We start from the raw sequence: 11,762 nt of genomic DNA on the forward strand, positions 1-11,762 counted from the left end.
TTATGCCTTAAATTCGCCGCATGGAACGACGCGACTTCCTCGCGATACTCGCGGCTGGCACGGTGGGGGCCCTGACCGCGAGCACTATGACGGGGTGCGCCTCGCCGGTCCCGGCCGCCGAGATCACGCCCTCGACCCCGCCCACACCGACCACCCCGTCAGTGCCCACTTCGATCGCGCCGTCGCTGTCACCGGCAGGTTTGCTGCCCCCGGCGGTGGGCACGCGCCGCCCGCTGCCCGCCGCACCGATCACCGGTCTGCCGGGCAAGGGCAGGCACATCGCCCTCACGGTCGACGACGGTGCCAGCTCCGACGTCATCGGCGCCTACGTGAAGTTCGCCCAGGACACCGGCGCTCGCTTCACCTTCTTCGTCACCGGATCGTTCGACGGCTGGACCGACCACCGCGCGGAACTGCGGCCGCTCGTCGAATCCGGGCAGATCCAGCTCGGCAATCACACCTGGACGCATCCGGCGCTCACCGAGCTCTCGGCGAAGGGCATCGCCGACGAACTCGGCCGGACCAAGCGGTTCCTGAAGAACCAGTACGGCGTCGACGGCACGCCGTACTACCGGCCGCCCTTCGGTTATCACAACGCGTCGGTCGACGCGGTGGCCGCCGACCTCGGCTACACCATGCCGACGCTCTGGTACGGCTCACTGTCGGACTCCGGCCTCATCACCGAGAAGTACCTCGTGCAGTGCGCGCGCAAGTACTTCCGGCCGCAGACCGTCGTGATCGGCCACGCCAACCACGATCCCGTCACCAAGGTCTATCCGAAGCTCGTCGACATCATCCGTCAGCGAAAGCTGCGCATGGTGACCCTCGACGACTACTTCGCGTCCTGATTCCGCGGAACGGCACACGCCGTCGGCGCGCAAGTGGGCGGCGGTTTTCGCTCACGCTGATTCGTAGTCGACGAGGCACGGTGGGTCGCCGATACCGTGGGGCCGGTCATGGCCTCTTCTCTGCAGACCTCCGCGTCCCCGACGGCTCACGAGACCGACGCCGAGCGCCGCAAGCGACTCCGCACGGTCGTGGCCGCGAGTCTCCTCGGCACCACGGTCGAGTGGTACGACTTCTTTCTCTACGCGACCGCCGCGAGCCTGGTGTTCAACCAGTTGTTCTTCCCGGACCAGAGTTCCTTCGTCGGGACCCTGCTGTCGTTCGCGACCTTCGCGGTCGGCTTCGTCGTCCGGCCGATCGGTGGCGTGATCTTCGGGCACATCGGCGACCGGATCGGCCGCAAGAGGACCCTCGCGATCACGATGGTCATGATGGGCATCGCGACTGCGCTCATGGGTGTGCTGCCGACCGCGGAGGCCGTGGGGGTCGTCGCCCCGATCCTCCTTCTCCTGCTGCGCGTCGTGCAGGGCTTCGCGCTGGGCGGCGAGTGGGCCGGGGCCGTGCTGCTCGCGGTCGAGCACAGTCCCGATCGCAAGCGGGGGCTGTTCGGCAGCATCCCGCAGATCGGACTCGCCCTCGGTCTCGCACTCGGCACGGGTGTGTTCGCCCTGCTCCAGGTCGCGCTCGACGACGACGCGTTCCTGACGTACGGCTGGCGCATCGCCTTCCTCGTGAGCATCGTGCTCGTGGTCATCGGATTCGTGGTGCGGCTCAAGGTCGACGAGACGCCGGCCTTCGCCGAGGTCGCCGAACTCGCGCAGAAGTCGACGGCGCCGATCCGGGAGGTCGTGCTCCCGCCGAACACCCGCAACACCGTGCTGGGGCTGCTCGCACGCTGGGGTGAGGGGTCGGCGTTCAACACGTGGGGCGTGTTCGCGATCGCCTACGCGACCAGCGAACTCGACATGGAGAAGGTCCCGGTCCTGGTGGCCGTGACCATCGCCTCGCTCGTGATGGCGGTGCTCCTCCCGGTCTCCGGGAAGCTCACCGACCGGTACGGCGCCAAACCGGTCTACCTCGCCGGCATGACCGCCTACGGGCTGTCGGTCTATCCGGTGTTCGCCCTGTTCGGCACCGAGAACCTGGTCTGGTTCACCGTCGCGCTCGTGATCGTGTTCGGCGTGATCCACGCCCTCTTCTACGGCGCGCAGGGCACGCTGTTCGCGAGTCTGTACCCGACCCGGGTCCGCTACACCGGTTTGTCGGTGGTCTACCAGTTCTCCGGCATCTACGCCTCGGGCCTGACCCCGCTGATCCTGACCGCACTGATCGGTGCAGCCTCCGGGTCGCCGTGGCTGGCCGCCGGCTATCTCGCGCTCACCGCGGTCATCAGCGTCGTGGCGACGTCGCTCATCCGTCGCGAAGACCTGCACCTGACGACCGGCAAGGACGCCCAGATCGAGGCCGCCGGCAACCAGACCACCCCGACGCCGGCGCCGATCCCGGTCGGCTGACGGGGTTTTCGTTCAGGGGCGGACGAGTAGCAGATCGGTGACGTGGCGGTAGAACGTCGACCGCTTCAGCACGCGTTCGTTCACCACGCCCTCACGTTCGACCACGATGTTGGTGCCGCCGGTCTGCACCGCGCGGCCGGCGAACCACTTGCCCGGCAGCAGGAATCGCTCGACCTGGGCGCGCAGGCCGGGGGCGTCGAGCGTGGGTTCGATGAGCACCGAACGGACTTCGCCATCGAAGAGCCGTTCGCTGTCGACGTAGGACTCGCCGTGTAGCTTGGCGCCCTCGGCGCCGAGGTGGCGCGCGCTGCCGAAGATGACCGTCGCGGCGTCGTCGCGGATGAGGGGAACCGGACTCGCGGTGCCGTTCTCGGCGAGCTCACGCGCGGCCGGCCCATGCGGAAGGCAGTATCGGCGTGTCGCCGCGGTCGCCTCCGCCGAGACGTACGCCACTTCCACGTCGAGCCGCTCGGAGGTCATGAGGGCGGCGACCACCTGATCCAGGAAGGTGTCGGCCTCCTCGGCGAGGGTGGGTGCGAAGCGTTCGGCCACACGAGGTTCGACGATGAGGCGCGTGACGGCGGAATCGGACAGGGCGTCGGCCACGGCGGCGCGGATCGCCTTCTTGTCGTCGGCGCGACCGGCTTGGGTGATCAGGGCGAAAGACACGCGGATAGGGTATCGGGGGCGTGAACACAGTAGTGTTGGTGAGGTTTGTTCTGATCAGTTCAAGCGCGCCACACGAAGGAGTACCTGAATCATGGCCGCGATCGTGCTTATCGGCGCCCAGTGGGGCGACGAGGGCAAAGGGAAGGCCACCGACCTGCTCGGCGGCCAGATCAACTGGGTTGTGCGGTATCAGGGCGGCAACAACGCCGGCCACACCGTCGTACTCCCGTCCGGTGAGACCTTCGCCCTGCACCTCATCCCGTCCGGCATCCTGACCCCCGGCGTGCAGAACGTGATCGGCAACGGCGTCGTCGTCGACCCGGGTGTGCTGCTCACCGAACTCGGCGGACTCGAGGACCGCGACGTCGACACCACCGGTCTGCTGATCTCGGCCGACGCCCACCTCCTGATGCCGTACCACGTGGCCATCGACAAGGTCACCGAGCGCTTCCTCGGCAACAAGAAGATCGGCACCACGGGTCGCGGCATCGGCCCCTGCTACCAGGACAAGATCGCCCGCGTGGGTGTGCGCGTCGCCGATGTGCTCGACGAGAAGATCCTCACGCAGAAGGTCGAGGCTGCCCTCGAGCTGAAGAACCAGATCCTGGTCAAGATCTACAACCGCAAGGCCCTCGACCCGGCGCAGGTCGTCGACGAGGTCCTCGGTCAGGCCGAAGGCTTCAAACATCGCATCGCCGACACCCGCCTGCTTCTCAACCAGGCCCTCGAGCGCGGCGAGACCGTGCTCCTCGAGGGTTCGCAGGGCACGCTGCTCGATGTCGACCACGGCACCTACCCGTACGTGACCTCGTCGAACCCGACCGCCGGCGGCGCCGCCGTGGGCGCGGGCATCGGCCCCAACAAGATCACCACGGTCCTCGGCATCCTGAAGGCCTACACCACGCGCGTCGGCTCGGGCCCGTTCCCGACCGAGCTGTTCGACGAGTGGGGTGCCTACCTGGCGAAGACCGGCGGCGAGGTCGGCGTCACCACCGGCCGCGCGCGCCGTTGCGGCTGGTTCGACGCCGTGATCGCCCGCTACGCCACCCGCGTCAACGGCATCACCGACTACTTCCTCACCAAGCTCGACGTGCTGTCCAGCATCGACACGATCCCGATCTGCGTCGCCTACGAGGTGGACGGCGAGCGCATCGAGGACATGCCGATGACCCAGACCGGGTTCCACCACGCCAAGCCCATCTATGAGGAGATGCCCGGCTGGTGGGAGGACATCTCCCAGTGCAAGACCTTCGAGGAACTGCCGCCGAACGCGCAGAACTACATCCTTCGGCTCGAAGAGCTCTCCGGCGCCCACATCTCGTGTATCGGCGTCGGTCCGGGGCGCGAGCAGACGATCGTGCGTCGCGCGATCGTCTGACCTGTCGCTTCCTGATCCGAAAGAGCGCAACGCACCCAGCTCCTCTGCCTGATGGGAAAGAGCGCGACGCACCCAGGCCCGCTGCCTGAGGTGCGAGGAGCGCAAGCGACCTGCCTCGAAGGCCCGGTGAGACACCGTCGCTCACCCAACCACCGGTCGACGTCAACCCGACCTGCAGACTTCGATCGACGTCTGCCGGTCGAGTTGAGGTTCGGGGGTCAGGTAGCGGAGCCGGGTGCTCGCGTTCTTTCGGGATCAGGAAGCAACCCATCCGATCCCTGAGGAGCCCCGGAGCTTGCGAAGGGGCGTCGCGAAGGGTCCGGCAGCCACGCCCCGTGCAGTCCGGCGGGAACGCGGATCGGTAGGTCCACGGTGGCGATCGGGCCGTCCTGCGGCGCGTCGGCGCTGAGCAGGTAGAAGTGCGAGGTCATATCGGTCGGGTCGGTGCCGATGGCACCCCAGTAGTCGCGTTCGGCGCCCGGGATGTAGATCGGTTCACCGATCGCGGCACCCGGGGTCCAGACCGTCTCCGTCCCGGCTGCGAGGTCGTGGAACCACAGGCTGTCGAGATCACCGCTGTCTCTGGGGCCCTTCGCGACGCTGGCGATGCGGTGATGTTCCCGCGTCAGCATCCGGTCGTCGATGCGCGGGAACTCCATGTCCGGTTCGGAGCTGTTCAGGACGGTCTTGGTGATCCCGGCGTCGGGACGGATCACCGCTCGCGTCAGGGACGACGCCGCTGGTGTGGGCTGGTCGGAGAACCCGCCGGGGTAGGTCCATTCCACGTAGTCGACGGTGACCGAACCGTCGGGATTGTCGAAGGCGTTGGCGAAGTGCCAGACCCAGAACGGGTCGGCGTCGATCCAGCGCACCGCCGTGCCGTCCCGCGGGATCAGCGCGATGCGGGTCCCGCGCCGGGGTTGCCACGACAACAACGACCCGCCGCTCATCACCGACTCGATATCGAAGATCAGCGGGCACACGAACAGCACGACGTATCGGCTGGTCAGTGCCATGTCGTGGATCATGATCGGGGCGTCGACGCCGTCGACCGGGGTCGGTGTGCGGATCGCCCGGCCGTCCGGGCCGACGACGGCCCAGGTCAGGTACGGCGCCTCGAGTACGTAGTTGAACAGCACCATCTCCCCGGTCGACGGATCGATCTTCGGGTGCGCGGTGCTGCCGACGAACATCGCACCGTCACAGTCGGTGCGGGCCAGCGTCGCGAGATCCTCGGGAGCGAGCTGATAGGGCCGGTCGGCCTCGGCCATCGCCAGCAGCCGCCCGCCGTGCCGCACGATGTTGATGTCGGGCAGCTCGCGGGTCGTCCCCGCCAGCTCGTCGCCGACCTCCGCCGCCGACGGTGTGTAACCGTCGGTGATGCCCGACCAGATGGCATGTCCGGCAGCCTCTTCCGTGAGCACCATCGGGGTGCGGACGAAGCGGTTGCGATACGACGCGCGGCCGCCGTCGAGGCTGATGCGATGCACCATCGCGTCCCCGTCGATCGGATAGACATACGAACCGATCGGGTCGAAGCGCATGTTGGGCCCGTTGCGCAGGTAGCTGCCCCGCAGGTCGGCCGGGATCTCGCCGCTCACCGGTAGGTCGACGGCGTCCACCTCGTCGCGCTGCGGGGCGAAGACGCCGGTGAGGAACGGGTTGCGGGACATGTCGACCGGAGCAGGGCGGGTCGGGACATCGGATGCGGTCATGGCGCTGCTTTCGGCGAGCCGTGGATGACGATGATCTCGGTTCAGGTTAGGGCGTTGACGCAGGTCGCGTCCGTCGATCGTCCGGTTCGTCCCGAATCGGCGGGGCCAGAGACGGGCGATCGACGCGGTCGTCGTGATTAGCTTGGGCATGCGTTCGAGGCGGGGGAGCCGCGACTACGGGTCGATTCTGCTCGGCTCGGTCGAGGAGAGCGGGGTCAAGCAGCGTGTCCGTATCCAGACGCTGCTGACGTCCTCGATCGTGGTGGCGAACATCTTCGGCGCGGTCGTCGCGACCGCCCTGGCCGCCGTGGGCATCCCGCAACCGACGGTCTTCACCGCCGAACTGTGGTGGGTGAACTACATCGCCGTACCCGTGTACATCCTCGGCGCGTTCGTGATCGGGATCGGTTGGGGCACCCTGGTGGGCGTCCGGAACCTCCGGTGGGCCATCCGGGACGAGGCCCCGACCAAGCGCGACGCACGCCGGACGATGCGCCTGCCGTGGCGGCTGTCGCTGGTGCAGGGCCTGCTCTGGGCGGGCGCCACGGTGATGCTGACGATCATGTACGGCGTCGTCGACCCGCAGCTGATCCCCAAGACGCTCTTCGTCGTCGGCATGAGCGGCGTCGTGGTGGTGGGGATCTCCTACCTCTTCATCGACTTCACCCTGCGGCCCATTGTGGCCGAACTGATCTCGGCCGGATTCCACCGCCGTAAGCGCACCGGTGTGAAGTCACGGGCGGTGGTGTCGTGGATGGTCGGTTCGGCGATCCCGATCATCGGCATCCTGCTGGTCGTGGCGTTCGGGGTGGGGCGCGACGAGACGTCCAAGCTCGATCTCTTCATCGGGGTGACGGTCCTGGGCCTCACCGCCCTGTTCACCGGTCTTCTGCTGACCCTGCTCTCGTCGATGAGCATCACCGGGCCGATCGGCTCGGTGCGTTCCGGGATGAACCGCGTGACCTCCGGCGATCTCGAGAACGCCGACCTCGTCGTCTACGACGGCACCGAACTCGGTGACCTGCAGGTGGGTTTCAACTCGATGGTGTCTGGGCTGCGCGAACGGGAACGGATGCGCGACCTGTTCGGGCGTCACGTCGGCCGCGAGGTCGCGGAAGCGGCGTTGTCGTCGGACCCCGAACTCGGCGGTACCGAGCGGGTGGCCGCCGCCCTCTTCGTCGACGTGATCGGCTCGACGACCCTTGCCGCGCAACGCCGTCCGACCGAGGTCGTGGAGATCCTCAACAAGTTCTTCGCCGTCATCGTCCGGGCCGTCGAGGACAAGGACGGGCTCGTCAACAAGTTCGAGGGCGACGCGGTCCTGGCGATCTTCGGCGCACCCATCGAACTCGACGACCCGGCCGGCGCGGCACTCGCGGCCGCGCGGCGCATCGTCGCCGACCTCGCGGTCGAGGTGCCCGAACTGTCCGCGGGGGTCGGGGTGAGTTACGGGACCGTCGTTGCCGGAAACGTCGGCGCCATCGAACGTTTCGAGTACACGGTGATCGGCGACCCGGTGAACGAGAGTGCGCGGCTATCCGAACTCGCCAAACGCGACCCGTCGAGTCCGCTGGCATCGGGGCGCGCGGTCGAGGCCGCCGACCCCGCCGAGGCCCGTCGCTGGACGCAGCAGGAGACCCTGCCGTTGCGCGGCCGGACGGCCGAGACGGTTGTCTACGCGGCCGCCGCGGGGGAGGACACGGCGACCGCGGAGAAGACGACCGGGAAGAAGACGGCGGCCAGGGAGAAAGCGACCGCGGAGACCGAGACCGGTTAGGTGCTCAGATGGCGTCTTCGGAGCTGATGAGGATGCCGTCGGGGCCGACGATGCTCAGGCCGAGCCCGTCGAAGACCGAGTACTTGTACCCGTTGTTGTAGGCGACGTAGTAGTAACGGCCGCTGCCGTTCTCCTGCTCGAACACCCCGGAGACGGGGATGCACAGGGTGTTGCCGGAGCTGCGTGCGACGCCACGGTATTCGAGGTCACCGTTGCCCCACTGGCAGATGGTCGCCGCCGACTTCGCGGTCACGACCGAGGTGACGGTGTACTGATCGGCGTCGCACGACGGTGTGACCGGGGCCGCGGTGGCCGTGGAGGTGCCGACGGCGAGTGCGCCGGCGGCGAGGACGAGTGTTGCGCCGGCCGTAATCAGGCGGATGTGCGTTGCTGTCATGAGAACCGAAGCTAGAGCAGAGTTTTCGTCTGCAACATGGGTAGAACTCCCCGCCATCGTTCGGACGGATGACCCTTCGATACGCCCTCCGCAGGCTCCGGGCTGCTCACGGAGCAGAGTCAGACGCCGCGGTCGCCCTGTCCCTCGGCGAAGTCCAGGCGGCGCAGTGCGATTCGGAGGACCTCGTCGTCGATGCGGCCGGCGTCGCGTTCGGCGATGAAGACCTTGCGTTGCAGGTGCAGGAGTTCGGTGCGGATCCGGGAGCCGGCGGCGGTGGGGCTCTCGCCGATCGTCTCGGGGCCACGGCCGAGTTCCTCCCACGCCACATCGCGCTGAGAGGTGATCCACTTGCGCATGAGGACCACCTGCATCCGCCTGGGATCGTCGTCGGCGAGGCCGGCGGCGATCTCCTCGAGTCGATGCTCCGCCTCCCGTGAGGCCCGGTCCTGGGCGGCGGCGTAGGCGAGACGATCCTGCGCGCGCTCGTCGCCGGTGACGCCGAGCTTCCGGATCACCCAGGGCAGGGTGGTGCCCTGGATCAGGAGGGTGCCGACCACGACCACGAACGTCAGGAGCAGGATCTCGGCGCGCGCCGGGAAGGGTTCGCCGGATTGGGTCGTCAACGGGATGCCGAAGGCGGCGGCGAGCGAGACCACTCCGCGCATCCCCGCCCAGGAGACGACGAAGACGGAGGCCGGCGTCGGGCGCGGATCGGGGCCGAGTCTTCCGCGGAAGATGACACCCGGCAAGTAGGCCGCCGGGTAGACCCAGAGGAACCGGATGACGATCGTGGCGGTGAGCACCGCGGCCGCGTCGATGGCGACCTGAACCCACGATTCACCTTCGACACCCTCGATGATGAACGGCATCTGGACGCCGATGAGCAGGAAGACGAACGATTCGAGGATGACGTCGATGGACTTGCGCACCGCTTCGTCCTGGAGTCGGGTGGCATAGCCGAGGCGGACCGAACGCTGACCGAGGAACAGTCCGGCGGTGACCACGCCGATCACGCCCGAGCAGTGCAGTTGTTCCGCGACGAAATAGGTGGCGAACGGCACCATGATCCCGATCGCGGTCTCCATCGGAGGGTCGGTCAACCAGATCCGCACCCACGAGACGGCCACGCCGAAGAGGAGCCCGACCACGAGTCCGCCGACCGCCGCGACGGCGAAGGTCAGCAAGCCCTCGCTCAGTGAGGCGGTCAGGCCGATGGCGGCGGCGAGGGCGATCCGGAACGCGGTCAGCGCCGTGGCGTCGTTGAGGAGACTCTCCCCGCCGAGGAGCGTCATGACCGGCCGCGGGAGTCCGAGGCGACGGCCGATCGCCTGCGCCGACACCGCGTCCGGAGGAGCGACCACGGCTCCGAGCACGAGTGCCGCGGACAGTGGGAGGTTGGGGACGGTCAGATGGGCCACGAACCCGACGACGACCGTCGTCACGAGTGGCAGACCCACGGCGAGTGCCGCGATCCCTCGCCAGCGTGCTCGGATCGCCTGGTAGGAGCTCTCCTGGGCGGCGGAGTACAGGAGCGGCGGCAGGATGAGGAAGAGCACGAGTTCGGGGTTCAGCTCGGGCGTCGGCAGACCGGGAATCCAGCCGATGGCCAGGCCGACGGTGACCAGGATCAGTGGCGAGGACAGCCCATGGCGACGGCAGAGTGCGGCGACCGCCAACGCGACGACCGCGATGACCAGAAGCGATGCACTCATCCGAGCGACTGTAATCGCGACAGGCGCCGTTGATAATGGTGAACATGCAGATCTTCCGTCGATCCTCGTCCCGCGGCGACGCCTCGTCGGGGCCGGCACCCGACGCCGACGACGCGTCGGTTCCGTCCGCGCGCTGCCCCGAGCTGGCCGCGGTCGCGGGTGAATCGATACCCGTGCCGGAACCCGCGGCGGGCGAGAAGCTCGGCTGCGAGGGCTGCGTGGCGATCGGGGAGGATCATTGGGCGCACCTGCGGATGTGCCTGCGATGCGGGTACATCGGGTGCTGCGACTCCAGTCCGCGCCGGCATGCGACCGCGCACTTCCACGACACCTCCCATCCGGTCATGCGGTCCGCCGAACCAGGCGAGAGCTGGAGGTGGTGTTACGTGCACGAGGTCATCGGTTGAGAGCCGCACCACGACACCGCGCAACCGGGTGTCACCGTGGCCGAACCCGGACCGACGACAAGTAGGATTTGGGAATGACGTCGAACAGCGAGAGCGCGACCAGCGCGGATCAGCCGGCGCCGACGATCGGCCCGCCGGATGTCATCGGCACGCCGCTGAGTCCGACGGCGACCAAGGTGATGGTGCTCGGTGCGGGCGAACTCGGCAAAGAGGTCGTGATCGCGTTCCAGCGTCTCGGCGTCGAGGTCGTCGCCGTGGATCGCTACGCCAACGCGCCCGGCCAGCAGGTCGCGCACCACGCGGAGGTCATCGACATGACCGACCCGGAGGCGCTGCTCGCCGTCATCGACAAGCACCGGCCCGCCTATGTGGTGCCGGAGATCGAGGCCATCGCGACGGAGGCCCTCGTCGATGTCGCCGAGCGGGGCCTCGCCGAGGTCATCCCGACCGCGAGTGCCGTCGTCGCCACGATGAACCGCGAGGGCATCCGACGCCTCGCCGACGAGGAACTCGGCCTCCCGACGTCTCCGTATCTCTTCGCCGACACCCTCGAGGAACTGACGGTCGCCGCCCGGCAGATCGGCTTCCCGTGCGTCGTGAAGCCGGTGATGTCCTCCTCCGGCAAAGGGCAGTCGGTCCTGCGCGGACCCGACGACGTCGCGTCGGCGTGGGAGACCGCGAACACCGGCGGCCGCGTTCAGGGCAACCGCGTCATCGTCGAGGGATTCATCGAATTCGACTATGAGATAACGCTTCTCACGGTGCGCGCGATCGACCCGCGAACCGGGTTGCTGACGTCGCACTTCTGTGCCCCCATCGGTCACCGGCAGATCAACGGCGACTACGTCGAGAGCTGGCAGCCGCACGAGATGAGTCCGGATGCGCACGCCTCCGCGACGTCGATCGCGGCCCGCATCGCCACCGCGCTCGGTGACGGAAAGCTCGCCGGCCGTGGCGTTTTCGGCGTCGAATTGTTTGTCCAGGGTGACGACGTCTACTTCTCCGAGGTGAGTCCGCGTCCGCACGACACCGGTCTCGTCACCATGGCGACCCAGCGGCTGTCGGAGTTCGAGATGCACGCCCGCGCGATCCTCGGCCTGCCCGTCGACGTCACCCTTGCGTCGCCCGGCGCGTCTGCGGTGATCTACGGACAGCTCGACCAGCCCGCCATCGGATTCGAGAACGTCGCCGCGGCACTCGCGGTGCCCGAGACCGACATCCGCCTGTTCGGCAAGCCCGAGAGCTTCCATCGCCGGCGCATGGGTGTGGTCACCGCGACCGCCGACGACGTGCCCGCCGCCCGCGAGCGCGCCGTGCGTGCGGCCTCGCTGGTCTTGCCCGTGCCGG

Annotated in this window: 10 protein-coding genes; 6 read left to right on the forward strand and 4 right to left on the reverse strand. The window is 68.2% G+C overall.

Going from position 1 to position 11,762, the window contains the following annotated elements:
* The first annotated feature begins 20 nt into the window (after positions 1–20).
* Positions 21–848 (forward strand): polysaccharide deacetylase family protein, encoded by an 828-nt coding sequence (locus tag GOALK_RS21715; protein WP_006360997.1) that lies wholly within the window; start codon positions 21–23, stop codon positions 846–848.
* Positions 849–956: 108 nt separating this feature from the next.
* Positions 957–2,360: an MFS transporter gene (locus tag GOALK_RS21720; RefSeq protein ID WP_035754565.1), complete on the forward strand. Its 1,404-nt coding sequence runs from the start codon at positions 957–959 to the stop codon at positions 2,358–2,360.
* 12 nt (positions 2,361–2,372) lie between these two features.
* Here GOALK_RS21720 and GOALK_RS21725 read toward each other — a convergent pair whose 3' ends face one another.
* Positions 2,373–3,029, reverse strand: coding sequence for an aldehyde dehydrogenase family protein (locus tag GOALK_RS21725; RefSeq protein WP_006360999.1), 657 nt, complete (start codon positions 3,027–3,029; stop codon positions 2,373–2,375).
* A 91-nt stretch (positions 3,030–3,120) separates the two neighbouring features.
* Between GOALK_RS21725 and GOALK_RS21730 the strand changes: the two genes are divergently transcribed.
* A complete protein-coding gene (locus GOALK_RS21730; protein ID WP_006361000.1) occupies positions 3,121–4,407 on the forward strand; it encodes an adenylosuccinate synthase in 1,287 nt (428 codons plus the stop codon).
* Positions 4,408–4,625: 218 nt separating this feature from the next.
* Here the strand turns inward: GOALK_RS21730 and GOALK_RS21735 are convergent, their stop codons facing one another.
* A complete protein-coding gene (locus GOALK_RS21735; protein WP_006361001.1) occupies positions 4,626–6,122 on the reverse strand; it encodes a carotenoid oxygenase family protein in 1,497 nt (498 codons plus the stop codon).
* Positions 6,123–6,270: 148 nt separating this feature from the next.
* On the opposite strand from GOALK_RS21735, the gene GOALK_RS21740 reads away from it, so the two are divergent.
* Entirely contained in the window at positions 6,271–7,899 is a 1,629-nt protein-coding gene (locus GOALK_RS21740; protein WP_006361002.1) for an adenylate/guanylate cyclase domain-containing protein, read from the forward strand.
* Positions 7,900–7,903: 4 nt separating this feature from the next.
* Here the strand turns inward: GOALK_RS21740 and GOALK_RS21745 are convergent, their stop codons facing one another.
* Both GOALK_RS21745 and GOALK_RS21750 read right to left on the reverse strand, forming a co-directional pair.
* Positions 7,904–8,296, reverse strand: coding sequence for a hypothetical protein (locus GOALK_RS21745; protein WP_006361003.1), 393 nt, complete (start codon positions 8,294–8,296; stop codon positions 7,904–7,906).
* 119 nt (positions 8,297–8,415) lie between these two features.
* Positions 8,416–10,008, reverse strand: a complete 1,593-nt coding sequence (locus GOALK_RS21750) for a Na+/H+ antiporter (protein ID WP_006361004.1) — start codon at positions 10,006–10,008, stop codon at positions 8,416–8,418.
* 44 nt (positions 10,009–10,052) lie between these two features.
* Here GOALK_RS21750 and GOALK_RS21755 point away from each other — a divergent pair, with 44 nt between their 5' ends.
* Both GOALK_RS21755 and purT read left to right on the forward strand, forming a co-directional pair.
* On the forward strand, positions 10,053–10,415 hold the full coding sequence (locus GOALK_RS21755) for a UBP-type zinc finger domain-containing protein (RefSeq protein WP_040004425.1): 363 nt from the start codon (positions 10,053–10,055) through the stop codon (positions 10,413–10,415).
* 74 nt (positions 10,416–10,489) lie between these two features.
* On the forward strand, positions 10,490–11,762 hold a 1,273-nt coding region (purT, locus tag GOALK_RS21760), incomplete at its 3' end, for a formate-dependent phosphoribosylglycinamide formyltransferase (protein ID WP_006361006.1).

It is taken from the genome of Gordonia alkanivorans NBRC 16433 (assembly GCF_000225505.1).
GTDB classification, from domain to species: Bacteria; Actinomycetota; Actinomycetes; order Mycobacteriales; family Mycobacteriaceae; genus Gordonia; species Gordonia alkanivorans.

Bases quoted from the DNA above. Each gene is read 5' to 3' on its own strand.
- GOALK_RS21715 (WP_006360997.1), top strand. From the start codon at position 21: ATGGAACGACGCGACTTCCTCGCGATACTCGCGGCTGGCACGGTGGGG.
- GOALK_RS21720 (WP_035754565.1), top strand. From the start codon at position 957: ATGGCCTCTTCTCTGCAGACCTCCGCGTCCCCGACGGCTCACGAGACC.
- GOALK_RS21730 (WP_006361000.1), top strand. From the start codon at position 3,121: ATGGCCGCGATCGTGCTTATCGGCGCCCAGTGGGGCGACGAGGGCAAA.
- GOALK_RS21735 (WP_006361001.1), bottom strand. From the start codon at position 6,122: ATGACCGCATCCGATGTCCCGACCCGCCCTGCTCCGGTCGACATGTCC.
- GOALK_RS21740 (WP_006361002.1), top strand. From the start codon at position 6,271: ATGCGTTCGAGGCGGGGGAGCCGCGACTACGGGTCGATTCTGCTCGGC.
- GOALK_RS21745 (WP_006361003.1), bottom strand. From the start codon at position 8,296: ATGACAGCAACGCACATCCGCCTGATTACGGCCGGCGCAACACTCGTC.
- GOALK_RS21750 (WP_006361004.1), bottom strand. From the start codon at position 10,008: ATGAGTGCATCGCTTCTGGTCATCGCGGTCGTCGCGTTGGCGGTCGCC.
- GOALK_RS21755 (WP_040004425.1), top strand. From the start codon at position 10,053: ATGCAGATCTTCCGTCGATCCTCGTCCCGCGGCGACGCCTCGTCGGGG.